Raw genomic sequence first — 19,100 nt, forward strand, 5'->3', positions numbered from 1 at the left:
ACGAGCCTGTGACACCGCGGTGACGTGAGAAACCGGGGGAGGCGGACAGACTGGTCGGTAGGTGTACGACCCGAATGAGGGGACCATGGCGCGACTCAGCCGCGAGAAGAAGCGGGAACAGCAGCAGGCGGCGCACACGACGCACGATGCCGCCGGGCCGATCGAGGTCCGCATCCCCGCCCACGGGGCCGGTGACGCCGTCGCGTCGGTCGGCGGGGTGCCGGTGACCGTCGCACCCGGGGAGGAAGTGCAGCAGGCCGTCCTGGACCGCCTCCAGCGCATGGCCCGCGCCGCCGGGCACGCGGTCCTGGCGACGGTCCGTGACGAGCGCATCGGCTTCGTCGTCCCGCTCCGGGTCGAGCCGGACGGCTCCAGCCGCTTCACCGCGGACCCGGTGCCGACCGGCCCGCGCCCGGCACCCGCACCGGCTGCCCCCGTACCCCCCGTACCCCCCGCACCCCCCTCGCCGTCCACGGAGCACGCGCAGCCCGCACCGCCCGCCCCTCCCCTCGCACCCCCGGCCCCCTCCGCGCCTCCGGCCCCCTCCGCGCCGCCGCAGGCCCCGGCACCCGACGCCGTGGGCGCGCGGAGCGCCGTGGTGCGTCCCCCGGCCCCGCTGCCGGTCGGCGACCCGGTCCGGGCCGTGCCGTTCGGCACGGTGGCGCCGCCGACCGGGACCTTCGGTCCGCCTCCGGTGATGGAGGCGAAGCCGCACCCCGTCGTCGCCGACGACGGGCCCCGACGGGCACCGCGGTCCTCCCCGGACCGGAGCCCCGACCCCGACGACCGGCCGGCCCCGCCCCGAGGGTTCGACGCGGTGGCGGAAGCGGTGCTGGGCGACGGGTCCGAGTACCCCGGTCCGACCGAGGACGGCCTGCTGGCCGAGCCCGTGGCCCGGATCAGCGACGCCGTCCGGCACGGCCGGCTGGACCCGGCCGCGGAACTGGCCGAGGAGACCGCGACCGAGGCGACGACCACCCTGGGAGCGGAGCACCCCGAGGTGCTCCGCGTGCGGGAACTCGCCGCCTACGTCGCCTACTTGGCCGGGCGACCCGAGCCCGCCCTGCGGACCTGCCTCGACATCGCCGCGCTCCGTCGCCGCGCGGGGGACGCCGAGGGCGCGTACAGCAGCGTCCGTGGTGCCGCCACCGCCTGGCGGGCGGTGCGCGACCCGCTGCGAGGGCTGGAGCTCGGCCGGGAACTCCTCGCCCTGTGGACAGAACTCGCCGCCGACGGGGGGCCGGCAGGCGCCGAGACCGACGCCCTGGAGTCGGCCCGCGCCCGCATGGACCGGCTCCACACCCGCGCCCGCACCCGGCAGGACCAGGACTGAGCCGGGCCGCCCTGCTGTGGGGTCGGCTCGACCGGATCGGTCCGACCCGGCCCGATCCGACCCGACCCGGTCCGGGCGGCCCGATGGGGCAGGACCGGATCAGGTAGCCCTTCATGCGGCCCGCCGGATCCGGTCGGCCCCGCCCTGCCGGGCGGCGCGGACCGGAAGGGGCCCGCCGGTCCGTCCGCGCGTCGATCCGTCCGCGCGTCGCTCCGTCGCTCCGTGGGTCCGTGGGTCCGTGGGTCCGGAGCTTCCCTGAGGGGTGTGGCACGGCGTCACCGCGTCACTGCGACAGCTCCCAGACGGTGTGGGCGATCGCGTCGCTGTTGCGGTTCAGGGCCGTGTCGTCGATGTTGGCCGTCGTGTCGCACGAGGAGTGGTAGCAGCGGTCGAACGCCCGGCCCGCCGTGCCGCCCCACTTCCTGGCCTGGGCGGTGGTCTTGGTCCGGCTCGCGCCCGTGAACAGGCCCCCGACCGGGACACCCGCGTTCTTGAAGGACGCGTGGTCCGACCGGCCGTCGCCCTCGGTCTCGATCTCGGTGGGGACGCCGATGCCCGCGAAGTAGTCCTTGAAGGTCTTCTCGATCACCGGGTCGTCGTCGTAGACGAAGTACCCGGGGTTCGGCGAGCCGATCATGTCGAAGTTCAGGTACCCGTCGATGCGGGAGCGGTCGGCGGACGACAGTTGGGCGACGTAGTACCGGGAGCCGACCAGGCCCAGTTCCTCCGCACCCCACCAGGCGAAGCGCAGGTGGCTGGAGGGCTGGTACCCCGTCCGGGCGACGGCGAGGGCGGTCTCCAGCACGGCGGCGGAGCCGGAACCGTTGTCGTTGATCGCGGGTCCGGAGGTGACCCCGTCGAGGTGGGCGCCGACCATCAGAACGTGCTCGGAGTCGCCGCCGGGCCAGTCGGCGACGAGGTTGTAGCCGGTGCGTCCGGACGCGGTGAACTGCTGCACCCGGGTCGTGAATCCGGCCGCGTCCAGCTGGTCCTTCAGGTAGGTGAGGGATGCCTGGTAGCCGGGGCGGCCGTGGGCACGGTTGCCGCCGTTGGCGGTGGCTATGGACTGCAGTCGGGACAGGTGGGCCTTGACGTTGGCCACGGGTATGTCGGGTGCGGCGGCGGCGCGCTGGGCGGGGGCGGGGGCCGCGCCGGCAGACGCGGTGCCGCCGGCCAGCAGGGTGGCGGTGGCGACGGCACCGGCGGCGGCCGTACGGACGGAAACGGAGAGCTTCATGGGGGGGCTCCGAGTTCCTCGGGTGAGCCCGTGGGAGTCCACAGGCATCCCCTGGGTGTGGGGGTGCCTGGATGGTGAGGCTGAAACTGAATCTCCGTCAAGAGCGGTATCAGGACACCCGTTCACACATTCCGGAGGCCAACGGGACCGTACGGGAAGCGCGGAGCGGGCCCGTGCGGGACGCGCACCGCACAGCGGGCCCGGGGTGCACGGCCGGGCGGTCGCCGCCCGGGAGTCCCACTCAAGTCCGCTGCCGATGCCTCCGTTGTCCCCGTTGTCCCCGTTGTTTCCGCCGTCTCCGCCGTCTCCGCCGCTCCCGCCGTCTCCGCCCGCGTCGCCGGAGCGCGGTGGTCGAGGCCCCGGTGCTGCTCAGTGCACGCAGAACTCGTTCGACTCGGGGTCGGTCATCACGGTCCACGACCCGGAGGGTCCCCGCACCTCCCGCAGCACCCGCGCACCCAGCCGCTCCAGCCGGCGGACCTCCTCCTCGCGGCTGTCCGCCGGTTCCGGGTGGAGGTCGAGGTGCAGCCGGTTCTTGGCCGACTTCGCCTCCGGGACCCGCTGGAAGAGCAGCCGCCGCCCCAGCCCCGTGCCGCTCGCCTCCTGGTAGGGGTCGTCGGGGTGCCGTACCCCGATCAGGTCCCGGAAGGCGTGGCGGCCCCGGTGCTCCATAACCGCCTCGGCGGGCAGGGCGCCGGAGGCGAGCAACTGTCCGATGAGGGCGCTGTTGTCCTCGACCAGGTAGCCGAGGGCCGCGGCCCAGAAGTCCGCCTGGGCGTGGGGGTCCTCCGCGTCGATGACCAGCTTCCAGTGCACGGGGACGGGCGGTGCCGACGTCTGTTTCATGTCCGCAGTTCTACCGCGTCGGCGCCGCTGAGCGCGTCACGGACAGGAGCGGGCCGTGTCGCTCCCGGGTGCGTCGGGCCGCGGCGGTACGCCGGCCGACGGGGCGGCGGCCTCCGGGCCCGCCGGCACCGGCACCGGTGCGGGTATCGGCTCCGGCTCCGGGGTGCGTGCCGTGCCGCCCGCGCGCGGGCCGTCGGCGGTCGTCCGGCCTGCGGCCCGGTGTTCGGCGAGGGTGCGTGCGGTCCGGCGGGCGGTGCGCAGCGCGTCCCAGGTGAGCAGCGTCAGCGCCAGCCACACCAGCGCGAACCCGGCCCAGCGTTCGGGCGGCATGGCCTCCTTGAAGTACAGGACGCCGAGCAGGAACTGGAAGACCGGCGTCATGTACTGCAGGAGCCCCAGCGTCGACAGCGGCACGCGGATGGCGGCGGCGCCGAAGCAGACCAGCGGCAGCGCGGTGACGAGTCCGGAGGCGACCAGCAGCAGCACGTGGCCGGTGCCCTCGGTGCCGAAGGTGGCCTCGCCCCGGCTGCCCAGCCACATCAGGTAGCCGAGCGCGGGCAGGAACTGGATCGCGCTCTCCGCGGCCAGTGACTCGACCCCGTCGAGGTCGACCTTCTTCTTCACCAGCCCGTAGGTGGCGAACGAGAAGGCGAGGCAGAGCGAGATCCACGGCGGCTGCCCGTACCCGACGGTGAGGACGGCGACCGCCGCGGCGCCGACGCCGACGGCCGCCCACTGCGCCGGGCGCAGGCGCTCCTTCAGCAGCAGCACGCCCATGGCGATCGTGACGAGCGGGTTGATGAAGTAGCCGAGGGACGCCTCGACGACGTGCCCGGAGTTGACCGCCCAGATGTAGACGCCCCAGTTGACGGTGATGACCGCCGCGGCCAGCGCCACCAGCGCCAGCCGGCGCGGCTGCCGCAGCAGTTCGCCGAGCCAGGCCCAGCGGCGGACGAGCAGCAGGGCGACGCCGACGAAGAGCAGGGACCACACCATCCGGTGGGCGAGGATCTCCACCGCACCGGCGGGCATCAGCAGGGGCCAGAAGAGGGGGACCAGGCCCCACATGCCATAGGCCGCGAAGCCGTTCAGCAGTCCTGTGCGCCCTTCGGCGGCCGGCTTCCCGGTCACTGGCCCTCCCTCGGTTCCCTGCGTGTGCCGTGTCCGGGCGCCGCCCGAACTGTTCGACGGTAACGCCGCGGGCCCCCGCCTGTCATGTCCGTACCGCGATACGGTCATGACGGGTGCGGGGGCCGGGCCCGGGTGCGGAGAACAGACGGGGCGCGGAGAGCGGGACGGGGCGCGGGGGCGCGGTAGCGGGCGACGGGAGACGCCGGTCACCGGGGCGTCCGGTGACGGCGGCGCCCCCCGCCCCGGCCAGGGTGACGGGGGCGGGGGCGAGGTGCCGCGGTGGCGCCGCGTGGGCGCCGGTCAGCCCTTCAGGGCGGCGGCGATCGCCTCGGACAGCGGGGTGGTCGGACGGCCGGCCAGACGGGACAGGTCGCCGCTGTCGACGACCAACTCGCCCTTCGCGATGGAGGCATCCACGCCCGCGTAGACGGCGGCCACCGGCTCGGGCAGGCCCGCACCGGTGAGGACTCCGGTCAGCTCCTCGACCGTGACCTCCCGGTAGGCGATCTCCTCGCCGGTCTGCCGGCTCAGCTCGGCCGCGTACTCGGCGAAGCTCCACGCCCGGTCGCCGCCGAGCTCGTAGGTCTTGTTCTCGTGGCCCTCGCCGGTCAGCACGGCGACGGCGGCAGCGGCGTAGTCGGCGCGCGACGCGGACGACACCCGGCCCCCGCCGGCCGCCGCGACCACCGCGCGGTGTTCCAGGACCGGGGCGAGGTTCTCGGTGTAGACCTCGTGGTACCAGCAGTTGCGCAGCAGCGTGTACGGCAGTCCCGAGCCGCGCAGCACCTCCTCGGTGCCCCGGTGGGCGTCGGCGAGGGAGGCGGTCAGCGTGCCGGGCGCGCTGGTGTAGGCGAGCAGGGCGACCCCGGCGGCCCGGGCGGCGTCGATCACCACGCGGTGCTGGGCGACCCGGTCCTGGTCCACCTCGCTGCCGGAGATCAGCAGCACCTTGTCCCCGGCCGCGAGGACGCCGTCGAAGGTCTCGGGCGCGTTGTAGTCGGCCACGGCGATCCGGACGCCGCGCTCGGCGAGGTCCGCGGCCCTGTCGGCGTTCCGGACGACGGCGGTGATCCGGTCCGCGGGGACCTTCTCCAGCAGCTGCCCGACGACGTGCCGGCCGAGGTGTCCGGTGGCGCCGGTGACGACGATGCCCATGGTGTGCGACTCCTTGTGCGGGTGGGTGGCTTCCCCACTCACCGTAGGAGAGGTGCTAACTTATTGAAAGTACCCACCTTGAAGTAAGGTACTGGTGTGACGGTCAGTGGACGTACGGCACGGGACGAAGCCGAGGCGATGTGTCCCCACCGGCTGATCCTGGAACACGTGACCAGCCGCTGGGGCGTACTGGTGCTCATCCTGCTGCTCGACCGGCCGCACCGCTTCGGCGAACTGCGCCGGGCCATCGGCAGGGTCAGCGAGAAGATGCTCACCCAGACCCTCCAGACGCTGGAACGCGACGGCCTGGTGCACCGCGACGCCCGGCCGGTCATCCCGCCGCGCGTCGACTACTCCCTCACCGGCCTGGGCCGGGAGGCCGCCGAGCAGGTCCGCGAGCTGGCCCGGTGGACCGAGCGCCGCACGCCCGACGTGCTCGCCGCCCGGCAGACGTACGACGCGGCCCGCGCCGCCTCCTGAAGCCACCGCGGCCCGCGCCGCCCCCCGGAGCCACAGCAGTCCGCGCCGCCCGTGAAGCCACCGGGGCCCGCGCCGCCCCCCGGAGCCACAGCAGTCCGCGCCGCCCCCCCCGAAGTCACCACGGTCGCGCCGCCTCTTGAGGCCACCGCGGCCGTCGTCGTGGCCCCGCGGGTGTCCGGGGCGACCCCCGGAACCCTGCGGCCACCGCACACACGGCGGGGCCCGGACACCGCTCGGTGTCCGGGCCCCGCCGTGCCGGTACGCGGTGGGCCCCGTCCGTCGGTGCCCCCGGGTTCACCCCGGTTCAGCCCACGACGGTCCACGTGTCGCCGCCCGCGAGGAGCGCGGCGAGGTCGCCCTTGCCGTGCTGCTCGACCGCGGTGTCGAGCTGGTCCGACATCAGCGTGTCGTAGACCGGGCGGTCCACGGAGCGCAGCACGCCGATCGGGGTGTGGTGCAGCGTGTCCGGGTCGGCGAGCCGGGAGAGCGCGAACGCGGTGGTCGGCGACGCGGCGTGCGCGTCGTGGACCAGGATGTCGGCCTCGTTCTCCGGGGTGACCGCGACGATCCGGAGGTCGCCCGTCAGCCGGTCCCGCACGACCCCCTTGGATCCCTCGCTGCCGAAGCGGATCGGCTGACCGTGTTCGAGCCGGATCACCGCCTCCTCGGCCTGCTGCCGGTCCTTGAGGACCTCGAAGGCGCCGTCGTTGAAGATGTTGCAGTTCTGGTAGATCTCCACCAGGGCCGTGCCCGGGTGAGCGGCGGCCTGGCGCAGCACCCCGGTGAGGTGCTTGCGGTCCGAGTCGACCGTGCGGGCCACGAACGACGCCTCCGCGCCCAGCGCCAGCGACACCGGGTTGAACGGGGCGTCCAGCGAGCCCATCGGCGTCGACTTGGTGATCTTCCCGACCTCGGAGGTCGGGCTGTACTGGCCCTTGGTCAGACCGTAGATCCGGTTGTTGAACAGCAGGATCTTCAGGTTGACGTTGCGGCGCAGGGCGTGGATCAGGTGGTTGCCGCCGATGGACAGCGCGTCGCCGTCCCCCGTGACCACCCACACGCTCAGATCGCGCCGGGAGGCCGCGAGGCCGGTGGCGATGGCCGGGGCGCGGCCGTGGATGGAGTGCATCCCGTAGGTGTTCATGTAGTACGGGAAGCGGGAGGAGCAGCCGATGCCGGAGACGAAGACGATGTTCTCCCGCGCCAGGCCGAGCTCGGGCATGAAGCCCTGCACGGCGGCGAGCACGGCGTAGTCACCGCAACCGGGGCACCAGCGCACTTCCTGGTCGGACTTGAAGTCCTTCATGGACTGCTTGCCCTCGGCCTTCGGCACGAGCGAGAGGGGCCCGAGCGTGCCGGTGCCCGCCTCGGATCCCGCGCCCGCGCCCGTGTCCGGGCCCGTCGCCGCGCCTCGTGTGGACGTCTCAGCCATCGATGGCCTCCTTCAGAGCCGTTGCGAGCTGCTCCGCCTTGAACGGCATGCCGTTGACCTGGTTGTAGGACTCCGCGTCGACCAGGTACTTCGCCCGGATCAAGGTGGCGAGCTGGCCCAGGTTCATCTCGGGGACCACCACCTTGTCGTACGACCGCAGCACGTCCCCGAGGTTCTTCGGGAAGGGGTTGACGTGCCGCAGGTGCGCCTGCGCCACCGCCTCGCCGGCTCTGCGCAGCCGCCGCACGGCCGCCGTGATCGGCCCGTACGTCGACCCCCAGCCCAGGACCAGGGTCCGCGCGCCGTCCGGGTCGTCCACCTCCAGGTCGGGCACGTCGATGCCGTCGACCTTGGCCTGCCGGGTGCGGACCATGAAGTCGTGGTTGGCCGGATCGTAGGAGATGTTGCCCGTGCCGTCCTGCTTCTCGATGCCGCCGATGCGGTGCTCCAGGCCCGGGGTGCCGGGGATGGCCCACGGCCGGGCCAGCGTCTCGGGGTCCCGCTTGTACGGCCAGAACACCTCCGTGCCGTCCTCGGTGGTGTGGTTCGGGCCCTGCGCGAACTGCACCCCGAGGTCCGGCAGCTCCTCCAGGTCCGGCACCCGCCAGGGCTCCGAGCCGTTGGCCAGGTAGCCGTCGGACAGCAGGAACACCGGCGTCCGGTACGTCAGCGCGATCCGGGCGGCCTCCAGGGCCGCGTCGAAGCAGTCCGCCGGCGTGCGCGGTGCTACCACCGGGACCGGGGCCTCGCCGTTGCGCCCGTACATCGCCTGCAGCAGGTCCGCCTGCTCGGTCTTGGTCGGCAGCCCCGTCGACGGGCCGCCACGCTGGATGTCCACGATCAGCAGCGGCAGCTCCAGCGACACCGCCAGCCCGATGGTCTCCGACTTCAGCGCCACGCCGGGACCGGAGGTCGTGGTGACCGCGAGCGAACCCCCGAAGGCCGCCCCCAGTGCCGCGCCGATGCCCGCGATCTCGTCCTCCGCCTGGAAGGTGCGCACGCCGAAGTTCTTGTGGCGGCTCAGCTCGTGCAGGATGTCGGACGCGGGGGTGATCGGGTAGGACCCCAGGAACAGCGGCAGGTCCGCCTGCCGGGACGCCGCGATCAGCCCGTAGGCCAGCGCCAGGTTCCCCGAGATGTTCCGGTACACGCCCGGCGGGAACGCCGTCGCCGCCGGGGCCACCTCGTAGGAGACGGCGAAGTCCTCGGTCGTCTCGCCGAAGTTCCAGCCGGCCCGGTAGGCCGCGATGTTGGCCGCCGCGATGTCCGGCTTCTTCGCGAACTTCGACCTCAGGAAGCGCTCCGTGCCCTCGGTGGGCCGGTGGTACATCCAGCTCAGCAGGCCCAGCGCGAACATGTTCTTGCTGCGCTCGGCCTCCTTGCGGCTCAGCTCGAAGTCCTTCAGGGCCTCGACCGTGAGCGTCGTCAGCGGCACCGGATGGAGGTGGTAGCCGTCGAGCGAACCGTCCTCCAGCGGGTTGCTGTCGTAGCCGACCTTGGCCATCGCCCGCTTGGTGAACTCGTCCGTGTTGACGATGATCTCGGCGCCGCGCGGCAGGTCCCCGACGTTCGCCTTCAGGGCGGCCGGGTTCATCGCCACCAGCACGTTCGGCGCGTCACCCGGGGTCAGGATGTCGTGGTCGGCGAAGTGCAACTGGAAGGACGAGACACCCGGCAGGGTGCCGGCCGGCGCGCGGATCTCCGCGGGGAAGTTCGGCAGCGTCGACAGGTCGTTGCCGAAGGACGCGGTCTCGGAGGTGAAGCGGTCACCGGTGAGCTGCATGCCGTCACCCGAGTCCCCCGCGAACCTGATGATCACCCGGTCGAGCCGGCGGACGTCCTTCGCCCCCGCCGCTGTGCGCTGCTCTCCTACGACTGCTCCGTCGGCCTGCTCCGCTGGGCTGCTGACCTGACTGGTCACTGAACTGGACCTCCTCGAGGCGGCTGTCCGGGACGGGCCCTCCCGCAGGCCCTCCCTGGATCAACCCTACGTCCGTAAGGGTCGCCTTCCTTGAGTGATTCGCATGTTGGACCCGAACGCGGCCCGTCACGACGCACCGATGTGTCCCGCCTTTTCCCTTGCATCCCGCCCGTTCCCGGGTCCGCACCCTTGCCATCCAAGACGCGGCCCGCTCCCGCGCCGGTTCGGCGCCCGGTCACACCGCCGCGCCCGCGGCCACGGAAATCGCCCGTACGGGCGGGCGCGCGTCCGCCGGGGAGCGGCGCCGGTCGCGGAAGCCCCGGGGACCTGGAGCCCTCCGGATCCGGGAAAGTCCCGGGTTCGGGAAGGCGCCGGGTCGGGGAGGGCTCCGGGGTCGGGGACCTGCGCCTTCAGGGTTGGGAACCTGCGACCTTCAGGGTTCGGGTACCGGCGGGAGTGAACCGTAATCCGGGTCCCGGGCATCGGTCACCAAGAGGCGGTGGCGACGGAGAGGCGGCGACGGAGAGGCGGCGACGGACGGACGACGACGGAGCGGCGGCGACGGACGGGTCGGGCGGACGACTCAGGACCGGCGGACGACTCAGGTCGGGCGGACGACTCAGGACCGGCGAACGAGTCACGACGGGCGAACGACTCACGACGGGCGAGACGGTCGAGGGGCGGGCCCGGACGGCGGGGCGGGCCCGCGCCGAGATCCTCACCGACCTACCGCCCACCGGGGGCGGATCAGGAGTTCAGATAGGTGAGCACGGCCAGCACCCTGCGGTGATCGCCGTCGCTCGGGGACAGCCCCAGCTTCATGAAGATGTTGCTGACGTGCTTCTCCACCGCGCCGTCGCTCACCACCAGCTGCCGGGCGATCGCCGAGTTCGTGCGCCCCTCGGCCATCAGCCCCAGGACCTCGCGCTCCCGAGGGGTGAGTCCCGCGAGCACGTCCTGCTTGCGGCTGCGCCCGAGCAGCTGGGCGACCACCTCCGGGTCCAGGGCCGTACCGCCCCCGGCCACCCGTACGACCGCGTCCACGAACTCGCGCACCTCGGCCACCCGGTCCTTCAGCAGGTAGCCGACGCCCCGGCTGGAACCGGCGAGCAGCTCGGTGGCGTAGCGCTCCTCCACGTACTGCGACAGCACCAGGACCCCCACCCCCGGGTGCGACCTGCGCAGCTGCACCGCCGCGCGCACGCCCTCGTCGGTGTGCGTCGGCGGCATCCGGACGTCGGCGACGACCACGTCCGGGAGTTCCCCCTGGTCGGCCAGTTCGCCGACGGTCTTGATCAGCGCCTCGCCGTCGCCGACCCCGGCCACCACGTCGTGGCCCCGGTCGGTCAGCAGCCGGGTCAGTCCCTCCCGCAACAGCACCGAGTCCTCGGCGATGACCACCCGCACCCTGTCCTCCACGTTCCTCGGCCCCCCAGCCCTGTCCCGGCACCGCCCGTGTGGCGGTCCGGTCGACAGGAACAGCATCCCAGTTCGTCCCGGACATGCGGAGGGGAACGCGTGCGGGAGTGTCCGCCGCCGGGTGCGGGTACCGGGGCGCAGGGCTCACCGGTGCGGCTCGGTGCGCCACGGCAGCTCGGCCGTCACGCGGGTCGGGCCGCCCGCCGGCGAATCGACCACCAGGATGCCGTCCACCGCGTCCAGCCGCTCCGCCAGCCCCGCGAGGCCGGAGCCGACGGACACGTCGGCGCCGCCCACACCGTTGTCCGTCACCTGGAGCAGCAGCCGGTCCTCCGTCCGCCACACCTCCACGCTCGCCGCGGTCGCGCCCGAGTGCTTGCTGATGTTCTGCAGCAGCTCGGAGACCGTGAAGTACGCGATGCCCTCGATCGCCGACGCGGGCCGCTCGGTCAGGTCCACCTCGACCCGCACCGGCACCGTGCAGCGCGAGGCCACCGACGACAGCGCCGCGTCCAGGCCCCGGTCGGTCAGCACCGCCGGGTGGATGCCCCGGGCCAGGTCCCGCAGCTCCTGGAGCGCGGTCTTCACCTCGCCGTGCGCCTCGTCCACCATGTGGGCCGCGGCCTGCGGGTCCTCGCGGAGCTTCTCCTTGGCCAGGCCCAGTCCCATGGCGAGGTTGACCAGCCGGGCCTGTGCGCCGTCGTGCAGGTCGCGTTCGATGCGGCGCAGGTCGGCCGCCGCCGTGTCGACCACCACGCCCCGGTCCGACTCCAGCTCCACCACCCGCGTCGCCAGCCGCGACGGACCCAGCAGCCCGTGCACCATGACCCGGTCGACCGTCGTCAGCGCCCGCACGATCCACGGCGTGGCGATCGTGAACAGCAGGCCGACCAGCGCGGTCACCGTCACCTCGAAGGCGTTGTCCAGATAGATGCGGTGCTGCCCGTCCCCGTACAGCTGTATGCCGCCCTGGCTGCCGAAGGCCGGGAACACCCAGAACCACAGCGGGTACGTCAGCAGCGTCCAGCCGATCGACCAGAACGTCACCGTCACGGTGAAGGTGAACACCGCCCACGGCATCTGGAGCACCGAGTACAGCAGGGCCCGCCAGGAGGTGCCGCTCTTGAGCACCGCCCCCATCCAGGCCATCGCCCCCGGCTTCTTCATCCGCACGGGTTCCGGTTCCTCGACCTCCAGGTCCAGCAGCACCCGGGCCCGCGCCCGCTCCAGCACGCCGATCCCGCGGCACCCCGCGAGCGCCGCCGCCAGCACTGGGACGCCCAGGAAGGTCACCAGCAGACCGGCCCCCAGCGACACCATCGTGACCGCGTAGGTGAACAGCACGATGCTGATCGGCAGGCTCAGCAGGACGTATCCCAGCTCCCGCCAGGTGCGCCCCTCGACCGGCGCCCGCAGCGCGGCCGGCAGCCGGTGACGGCGCCCGGCGGTGCCCCGGCGCCCCGGTCCGCTGCCGAGTCCGTGGGCCGGCCCGTAGCCGTACCCGTCGCCCTGTCCGTAGTCGGTGGCCATCGGCGTCGTCCCTCTCCCCGTCCGGCGGCTGTGCTGTCGTACTCCACGGCCGTGCTGTCGTACTCCAGCCTGCTCCGTCGCAGGTCGGCGGACCATGGAGTCCGTCGCAGTCCTGGACCGGGGGTTAACCCCACTGCGGGGGCCCTTTCCGTGCCGGCCGTGCCCGTCGGCCCGGCGCACGGCCGGCGCCCCCGTACCCAGGGGGAACGAGGGCGGGGGCAGGTCCGTTCGCGGGGTGCGGGGTGCGGGGTGCGGGGGTGGGCTGGGCCGACGTGCGCCTCAGCGCGCCGTCGGGTGCGGGGGCTGCGTGGGCGGGGTGTGCGGGGAGGACGGGGTGTGCGGGGTGTGGGACGTCGGCGGGGCAGGTGGGGTGTGCTGCGCGCGGGCGCCGTCGGCACGGTCCTCGGCGCGGTCGCGCCAGGGCAGTTCCGCCGTCACCGTCGTCGGGCCGCCCGGCGGGGAGTCGACGACGAACAGCCCGTCGACCGCTCCGAGCCGATCGGCGAGTCCGCGCATCCCCGTGCCCCGTTCCAGACTCGCGCCCCCGTGGCCGTCGTCCTCCACCTGCACCAGCAGCCGGTCGTCGGCGCGCCACACGTCGACCGAGGCGGACCGTGCACCGCTGTGCTTGCTCACGTTCTGCAGCAGCTCGGAGACCGTGAAGTACGCGATGCCCTCGATCGCGGCGGCCGGGCGCTCGGTCAGGTCGACGGTCACCTTCACCGGCACCGTGCAGCGTGTGGCCACCGACGACAGCGCCGCGTCCAGGCCCCGGTCGGTCAGCACCGCGGGGTGGATGCCCCGGGCCAGGTCCCGGAGTTCCTGCAGGGCCAGTTTCACCTCGCCGTGGGCCTCCTCGACCATCGCAGCCGCCGTGTCCGGGTCCTCCAGCAGCTTCTCCTTGGCCAGGCCCAGTCCCATGGCGAGGTTGACCAGCCGGGCCTGCGCGCCGTCGTGCAGGTCGCGTTCGATCCGGCGCAGGTCGGCCGCCGCCGTGTCGACCACCACGCCCCGGTCCGACTCCAGTTCGGCGATGCGCCGTTCCAGCTCGTCGGACGGGGAGAGCAGCCCCCTGACCATCGCCCGGTCCACCTCGGTCATCGCGCGGGCCAGGTAGGGCAGCACCGGCCACAGCACGAACAGCGAGACCAGCGTGACGGAGAAGGTGAGGACGCCCCACGGCAGCCGAATGAGTTCGTACAGCATGGTGCGCCAGCCCACCGGGTCCTTCAGCGCCATCCACAGCTGCTGCCAGAACCCGGCGGAGCCCGGCATCGGCAGCCGGCTCGGCTCCTCGATCCGCACGCCCAGCAACGCCCTCGCCCGGGCCCGCTCCGCCTTCCCGAGCAGCCGCGCACCCATCAGCGCGGCGGCGAGCAGCGGGAGCCCGATGACGGTGACGGTCAGCGGGGCACTCGTGAACAGCACGGTCACCACGTAGGTGAAACCGACCAGCGACACGGGGAGGTTCAGCAGGAGATGGGCGATCTCCTTCCAGGTGTGCCGGTCGTACGCGAAACGGGGAGGCGGCGGACGGTCGTCGCCCGCCCCGCGGTCCACGCGGACGCGGAGCCCACCGGAGTCGCCGGAGTCGCCGGAGTCACCGGAGCCGCCGATGCCGCCGATGCCGCCGGAGTCGCCGGGGTCGCCATGCTTGGTCATGAGCCCTAGCCTGCCCGTCACCCGGGGGCCCGCGCCATGAGGGCGACCGCCCTCGTCCCCTGGGGAAAACCCCACCCCGCGCGCGGAGTGGGTGACGGGCTGCTTACCGTGCCTTTATCAGGGCCTAGACTCCCGTCCGTACAGATCGTCGGCTCGGACGACGGCCGGGACGAACGGCTCGGACTGTTCGAACGGCTCGGACGGCTCGGACGGCTCGGACAGTCCGCACGGCCGGGACGTGGCCTGGACGGACCGGCCCGGACGGGAGTGTGTCCGACGGCCCGTCGGGTACCGGCCGACGGTCACAGGCGCGGATCAGGGACAACACAGCCGAGGAGTGAGGGGCGGACGTGCGGGAACCGACCGTCGTCGACTCGACCGCCATCGACTCGACAGTCGTCGCGGCGGACTACTTCCAGGCGTACTCGGTCGTCGGACTGCTCGCCGTCGTCGGCGTGCTGTTCGTCGCCGTGGCCTTCGGCGCGGGCCGGCTGCTGCGGCCCGTCGTCCCCACGCCCGAGAAGCTGATGACGTACGAATGCGGTGTCGACCCGGTGGGCGAGGGTTGGGCCCACACCCAGGTCCGCTACTACGTCTACGCCTTCCTCTACGTCATCTTCGCCGTCGACTCGATCTTCCTCTTCCCGTGGGCGACCGTCTTCGCCGCCGACGGCTACGGCGCGACCACCCTGGTGGAGATGTTCATCTTCCTCGGCTTCCTCGCCGTCGGACTGCTGTACGCATACAGGAAGGGCGTCCTGACATGGACGTGACCCCCGCGACCCCTGCGACTCCCGGGACCCCCGCGACCTCCGCGGCCCCAGCCGCCTCCCCAGCCGCCTCTGCGTCCCCCGCCGACCGGGGCGCCGAGCCGGTGCTGCTGCCCGACCCGGCGATGCCGCCCGCCGAGGGCGGTGCCAGGCTGGGGCTCCTGTCCCGGCTGGCCCCCGAGCCGATGAAGGTCATCCTCAACTGGGGCCGCCGCTACTCGCTCTGGGTCTTCAACTTCGGCCTCGCCTGCTGCGCGATCGAGTTCATCGCCGCGTCGATGGCCCGCCACGACTTCATCCGCCTCGGGGTCATCCCGTTCGCACCGGGGCCGCGCCAGGCCGACCTGATGGTGGTGTCCGGCACGGTCACGGACAAGATGGCGCCCGCCGTGAGGCGCCTGTACGAGCAGATGCCGGAGCCGAAGTACGTCATCTCCTTCGGCGCGTGCAGCAACTGCGGCGGCCCGTACTGGGACTCGTACTCCGTCACCAAGGGCGTCGACCAGATCATCCCCGTCGACGTCTACGTCCCCGGCTGCCCGCCCCGCCCGGAGGCGCTGCTCCAGGGCATCCTCAAACTCCAGGAGAAGATCGCCCGGGAGTCGCTGGGGGAGCGGTACGCGGCGCAGCGTCCGTCCGCGGCGGCCTTGCAGAGCGGGCTCGTACGGCCGCCCGAGCCGGGGGCGCCCGGAGCCACCGGATCGGTGGAGGCCGCGGATGCCACGGGTGCGGCGGGGGCTGCGGGCACGCCGGGTGCTGCGGACGGCGCGTCGGGCACGACGGGTGCGGAGGGTGACCGATGACGACGGTCGGCTGGCTCCCCGACGGTACCGAGGCGTTGTTCGGCGCGGACGCCACGGCCGAGGAGTCGTACGACGTCCTCACCGTCGACGTGCCGCCCGCCTCCTGGATCACCGCTCTGGAGACGGCACGCGACCGTCTCGGCTGCACCTACTTCGACTGGCTGAGCGCGGTCGACGAACCCGGCATGGGCTTCCGCGTCGCCGCCCACGTCGCCGCGCTGTCACCGGTGCGCCGGCTGCTGCTGCGCACCACCGTCCCGCACGAATCCCCGGCCCTTCCGACCGCCGTGGACGTCTACGCGGGCGCCGCGTGGCACGAGCGCGAGACGTTCGAGATGTTCGGCATCGACTTCACCGGTCACCCGGCCCTGGACCACCTGTTGCTGCCCGAGGGCTTCGAAGGACACCCCCTGCGCAAGGACTTCGTCCTCGCCGCCCGGGTCGCCAAGGCGTGGCCGGGTGCGAAGGAGCCCGGCGAGTCCGAGCACGGTGGTCCGCGCCGCCGTCAGATGCTGCCCCCGGGCGTCCCCGACCCCAACGAGTGGGGCCCGCTGAAGGGCCGGCTCCCCGCGGCTCCGGCCCGTCCGGCCCGGGGAGCGGGCAGGGCAGCCGGTGCGGCCGGCCGCACCGCCGGTGACCGTCCGGTCCGCCGCACCCGCTCGGCCGCGGACGGCTCGGCCGGCCAGTCGCCGACCCCGCCGAGCAGCGGCACCGGCCGCGCCGCGGACGTGGGCACAGGGACAGGCAGGGGCACGGAGGCGGATACGGGGGCGAACACGAAGGCGGGTACGGAGGAGCGTCCGGTCGAGAGGGCTCCCAGCGGTCCCACCGGGGGCGGCCGACCGCCCCGGCGGATGCGTTCGGCGGCGCAGGGGTCGGTGAGCCAGTCGGCCGGCCAGCCGTCGGCACCCCCCGGCGCGCCCCTCTCCGACACGACGTCAGGCACCCCGGCCGATGCACCCGGGACCTCGGAGACACCCGGGACGTCCGAGACACCCGGGACCTCCGAGACACCCGGGACGTCCGAGGCACCCGCGGCAGGCGCCCGCCCCGCGCGGCCCGCCCGGCGGACCCGCAGCGCGTCCGAGGGCTCGGCGAGCCAGCGGGCGAGCCGGCAGCGCCGGGACGCCCCGGCCGAGAAGGCCGCCGTCGAGAAGACCTCGGCCGTGGACACCTCCACCGAGAACCCCTCCGCCGAGGAGCCTCCCGCCAAGGACGACGGTGCCGGGCGAGGGACCGCACCCGTCACGGAGGCCAGGCCTCCCGCCGGGCCCCGCAGCCCGGACGCCCCCTGGCACCACGCCCGCCCCGCCTTCGAGGAGACCGCCGACCCGGCCGAAGCTGACAACCGGCCCGCGCCCGGGCACGAAGCCGAGCACTCCGAGCGGGCCGCCGGAGGCAACGCACGCCCTGGCACCGACCCGAAGGCCGGTACCGGGAAGTCCGCCACAGCCCAGGAGAAGACCCAGAACGACCGCGGCACCGGCACGGGCACCGGCAAGGCCGACACGGCAGGCGGCCCCGGCACGGGCACGGGCGCTGATGCTGACGGTGGCTCCAGCACGGGCGCCGGCACTGATGCTGACGGTGACTCTGGCACGGGCGCCGGCACTGCCGGCAGTCCCGGCGCCGAAGGCAACACGTGCGCGGAAAACGGCCCCGGTACGGGGAGCCGCACCGGGGCCGCCCCGGCCCCGGGACGACCCCCCGCGCCGACTGAGCCGACCGACGACACGGCTGCCGACTCCGACGGGTCTGACGGATCCGGCGACGCCGACGACAACCGGGGAGGCCGGCGGTGACCGACGTGCTCGACGTCGCCCTGCGACTCCTCATCGTCTTCGTCGTCTTCCTCACCTTCCCCCTGCTCGTCGGTCAGACCGAACACAAGGTGATGGCCCACATGCAGGGCCGCTTGGGTCCCATGTACGCGGGCGGCTTCCACGGGTGGGCCCAGCTCATCGCCGACGGCGTGAAGTTCGCGCAGAAGGAGGACGTGGTCCCGGCCCGTGCCGACCGCCGCATCTTCCAGCTCGCCCCGGCCGTCGCGCTCCTGCCGTACCTGCTGGTGCTGCTGGCCATCCCGATCGGGCCGGGCGAGGGGGCCGTGGGCCAGGTGATCGACGCGGGCCTGTTCTTCGTCCTCGCGGTCATGGGTGTCGGCGTCCTCGGTTCGCTCATGGCCGGCTGGGCCTCCGCCAACAAGTACTCCCTCCTCGGCGGCCTGCGCACCGCCGCCCAACTCCTGGCTTACGAACTGCCGATGCTGCTCACCGCCGCCTCCGTGGCGATGGCGGCCGGCACCGTCTCGCTCGTCGGCATCCTGGACGCCTTCGAGTGGTGGTGGCTGCCCTGGCAGATCACCGGCGCGCTCGTCTTCTTCGTCGCCGGGCTCGCCGAACTCCAGCGCCCGCCCTTCGACATGCCCGTCGCCGACGCGGAGATCATCTTCGGCGCCTACACCGAGTACACCGGTCTGCGCTTCGCCCTGTTCCTCCTCGCCGAGTACGCCGGGATCGTGGTCCTCTGCGCGCTGACCACCGTCCTGTTCCTGGGCGGCTGGCACGGCCCGTGGGGCGCCGACGGACTCGGCTGGGTCTGGACCCTGCTGAAGACCGCGGTCCTCGCCTTCGTGGTGATCTGGCTCCGCGTCACCCATCCCCGGCTGCGCGAGGACCAGTTGCAGAAGTTCGCCTGGACCGTCCTGGTCCCCCTCGCCCTCGCTCAGATCGCCCTCACCGGCATCGTCAAGGTGGTGATCGCGTAATGGCTCCCGTCCCCGGCAGCGGCCTGGCCAAGGGGCTGGCCGTCACCCTGCGGACCATGACGAAGAAGTCCGTCACCGCGCAGTACCCGGACACCCAGCCCGACCTGCCCCCGCGCAGCCGGGGGGTGATCGCACTCTTCGAGGAGAACTGCACGGTCTGCATGCTGTGCGCCCGCGAGTGCCCGGACTGGTGCATCTACATCGACTCCCACAAGGAGACCGTCCCGCCCGCGGCTCCCGGTGGCCGGGAACGCCAGCGCAACGTCCTGGACCGCTTCGCCATCGACTTCTCCCTCTGCATGTACTGCGGTATCTGCATCGAGGTCTGCCCCTTCGACGCCCTGTTCTGGTCACCCGAGTTCGAGTACGCCGAGACCGACATCCGCGACCTCACCCACGAGCGCGACAAGCTCCGCGAGTGGATGTGGACGGTGCCGGCCCCGCCTGCCCTCGACCCCGGTGCCGAGGAACCCAAGGAACTCGCCGCCGCCCGCAAGACCGCCGACAAGCTGGCCGCCGCCCAGGCGTCCGCCGCCGCCCAGGCGCCCGCGCCCCCGGCTGCTCCCGCCGGCACCGTCCCGCACGCCGAAGAACAGGCCCGCGCCGCCGAGTCC

The 19,100-nt window shown here is 73.4% G+C and carries 15 protein-coding genes and 1 pseudogene; 7 read left to right on the forward strand and 9 right to left on the reverse strand.

The window, feature by feature from the left end:
- Window positions 1-85: 85 nt before the first annotated feature.
- Entirely contained in the window at window positions 86-1,333 is a 1,248-nt protein-coding gene (locus AB0F01_RS06270; RefSeq protein WP_362090495.1) for a tetratricopeptide repeat protein, read from the forward strand.
- Between the two features lie 283 nt (window positions 1,334-1,616).
- Here the strand turns inward: AB0F01_RS06270 and AB0F01_RS06275 are convergent, their stop codons facing one another.
- From AB0F01_RS06275 to AB0F01_RS06290, 4 genes are all read right to left on the reverse strand, one after another.
- Entirely contained in the window at window positions 1,617-2,570 is a 954-nt protein-coding gene (locus AB0F01_RS06275) for a M28 family metallopeptidase (RefSeq protein WP_362090497.1), read from the reverse strand.
- A gap of 369 nt (window positions 2,571-2,939) precedes the next feature.
- Window positions 2,940-3,416: a VOC family protein gene (locus AB0F01_RS06280; protein WP_362090498.1), complete on the reverse strand. Its 477-nt coding sequence runs from the start codon at window positions 3,414-3,416 to the stop codon at window positions 2,940-2,942.
- A 36-nt stretch (window positions 3,417-3,452) separates the two neighbouring features.
- Complete coding sequence (rarD, locus tag AB0F01_RS06285) at window positions 3,453-4,547, reverse strand: EamA family transporter RarD (RefSeq protein WP_362090500.1); 1,095 nt, start codon at window positions 4,545-4,547, stop codon at window positions 3,453-3,455.
- A 300-nt stretch (window positions 4,548-4,847) separates the two neighbouring features.
- Window positions 4,848-5,702 carry an SDR family oxidoreductase gene (locus tag AB0F01_RS06290; RefSeq protein WP_362092446.1) on the reverse strand — a complete coding sequence of 285 codons (855 nt, stop codon included), beginning with the start codon at window positions 5,700-5,702 and terminating at the stop codon, window positions 4,848-4,850.
- Between the two features lie 138 nt (window positions 5,703-5,840).
- Here AB0F01_RS06290 and AB0F01_RS06295 point away from each other — a divergent pair, with 138 nt between their 5' ends.
- Complete coding sequence (locus AB0F01_RS06295; RefSeq protein ID WP_362092449.1) at window positions 5,841-6,182, forward strand: helix-turn-helix domain-containing protein; 342 nt, start codon at window positions 5,841-5,843, stop codon at window positions 6,180-6,182.
- 304 nt (window positions 6,183-6,486) lie between these two features.
- Here the strand turns inward: AB0F01_RS06295 and AB0F01_RS06300 are convergent, their stop codons facing one another.
- The 5 genes from AB0F01_RS06300 to AB0F01_RS06320 form a co-directional block, all read right to left on the reverse strand.
- Window positions 6,487-7,488: a 2-oxoacid:ferredoxin oxidoreductase subunit beta gene (locus AB0F01_RS06300; RefSeq protein WP_362092452.1), complete on the reverse strand. Its 1,002-nt coding sequence runs from the start codon at window positions 7,486-7,488 to the stop codon at window positions 6,487-6,489.
- Window positions 7,489-7,606: 118 nt separating this feature from the next.
- On the reverse strand, window positions 7,607-9,535 hold the full coding sequence (locus tag AB0F01_RS06305; RefSeq protein WP_362090502.1) for a 2-oxoacid:acceptor oxidoreductase subunit alpha: 1,929 nt from the start codon (window positions 9,533-9,535) through the stop codon (window positions 7,607-7,609).
- Between the two features lie 747 nt (window positions 9,536-10,282).
- The gene (locus AB0F01_RS06310; protein WP_362092455.1) at window positions 10,283-10,942 is read right to left on the reverse strand and encodes a response regulator transcription factor; all 660 of its coding nucleotides are present in this window, start codon (window positions 10,940-10,942) and stop codon (window positions 10,283-10,285) included.
- Between the two features lie 156 nt (window positions 10,943-11,098).
- The gene (locus AB0F01_RS06315) at window positions 11,099-12,484 is read right to left on the reverse strand and encodes a sensor domain-containing protein (RefSeq protein ID WP_362090504.1); all 1,386 of its coding nucleotides are present in this window, start codon (window positions 12,482-12,484) and stop codon (window positions 11,099-11,101) included.
- A 279-nt stretch (window positions 12,485-12,763) separates the two neighbouring features.
- On the reverse strand, window positions 12,764-14,146 hold the full coding sequence (locus AB0F01_RS06320; RefSeq protein WP_362090506.1) for a sensor domain-containing protein: 1,383 nt from the start codon (window positions 14,144-14,146) through the stop codon (window positions 12,764-12,766).
- 350 nt (window positions 14,147-14,496) lie between these two features.
- Between AB0F01_RS06320 and AB0F01_RS06325 the strand changes: the two genes are divergently transcribed.
- The 5 genes and pseudogenes from AB0F01_RS06325 to AB0F01_RS06345 form a co-directional block, all read left to right on the forward strand.
- The gene (locus AB0F01_RS06325) at window positions 14,497-14,919 is read left to right on the forward strand and encodes an NADH-quinone oxidoreductase subunit A (protein ID WP_362090508.1); all 423 of its coding nucleotides are present in this window, start codon (window positions 14,497-14,499) and stop codon (window positions 14,917-14,919) included.
- Window positions 14,920-15,041: 122 nt separating this feature from the next.
- Window positions 15,042-15,719 (forward strand): NADH-quinone oxidoreductase subunit B family protein, encoded by a 678-nt coding sequence (locus AB0F01_RS06330; RefSeq protein WP_362092457.1) that lies wholly within the window; start codon window positions 15,042-15,044, stop codon window positions 15,717-15,719.
- Entirely contained in the window at window positions 15,716-17,521 is a 1,806-nt protein-coding gene (locus tag AB0F01_RS06335; RefSeq protein ID WP_362090509.1) for an NADH-quinone oxidoreductase subunit C, read from the forward strand. The genes AB0F01_RS06330 and AB0F01_RS06335 overlap by 4 nt, the downstream gene beginning before the upstream one ends.
- On the forward strand, window positions 17,518-18,486 hold the full coding sequence (locus AB0F01_RS06340) for a complex I subunit 1 family protein (protein WP_362090511.1): 969 nt from the start codon (window positions 17,518-17,520) through the stop codon (window positions 18,484-18,486). The genes AB0F01_RS06335 and AB0F01_RS06340 overlap by 4 nt, the downstream gene beginning before the upstream one ends.
- A pseudogene (locus tag AB0F01_RS06345) lies at window positions 18,486-19,025 on the forward strand (NADH-quinone oxidoreductase subunit I); the annotation flags it as partial. The gene AB0F01_RS06340 and the pseudogene AB0F01_RS06345, both read left to right, overlap by 1 nt.
- Window positions 19,026-19,100: the final 75 nt, after the last annotated feature.

Origin of the sequence: Streptomyces sp. NPDC029526, assembly GCF_040637405.1 — a bacterium.
Taxonomy (GTDB): Bacteria; Actinomycetota; Actinomycetes; order Streptomycetales; family Streptomycetaceae; genus Streptomyces.

Bases quoted from the DNA above. Each gene is read 5' to 3' on its own strand.
- AB0F01_RS06320 (WP_362090506.1), bottom strand. From the start codon at position 14,146: ATGACCAAGCATGGCGACCCCGGCGACTCCGGCGGCATCGGCGGCATC.
- AB0F01_RS06275 (WP_362090497.1), bottom strand. From the start codon at position 2,570: ATGAAGCTCTCCGTTTCCGTCCGTACGGCCGCCGCCGGTGCCGTCGCC.
- AB0F01_RS06270 (WP_362090495.1), top strand. From the start codon at position 86: ATGGCGCGACTCAGCCGCGAGAAGAAGCGGGAACAGCAGCAGGCGGCG.
- AB0F01_RS06300 (WP_362092452.1), bottom strand. From the start codon at position 7,488: ATGAAGGACTTCAAGTCCGACCAGGAAGTGCGCTGGTGCCCCGGTTGC.
- AB0F01_RS06330 (WP_362092457.1), top strand. From the start codon at position 15,042: ATGCCGCCCGCCGAGGGCGGTGCCAGGCTGGGGCTCCTGTCCCGGCTG.
- AB0F01_RS06315 (WP_362090504.1), bottom strand. From the start codon at position 12,484: ATGGCCACCGACTACGGACAGGGCGACGGGTACGGCTACGGGCCGGCC.
- AB0F01_RS06280 (WP_362090498.1), bottom strand. From the start codon at position 3,416: ATGAAACAGACGTCGGCACCGCCCGTCCCCGTGCACTGGAAGCTGGTC.
- AB0F01_RS06335 (WP_362090509.1), top strand. From the start codon at position 15,716: ATGACGACGGTCGGCTGGCTCCCCGACGGTACCGAGGCGTTGTTCGGC.
- AB0F01_RS06295 (WP_362092449.1), top strand. From the start codon at position 5,841: ATGTGTCCCCACCGGCTGATCCTGGAACACGTGACCAGCCGCTGGGGC.
- AB0F01_RS06290 (WP_362092446.1), bottom strand. From the start codon at position 5,702: ATGGGCATCGTCGTCACCGGCGCCACCGGACACCTCGGCCGGCACGTC.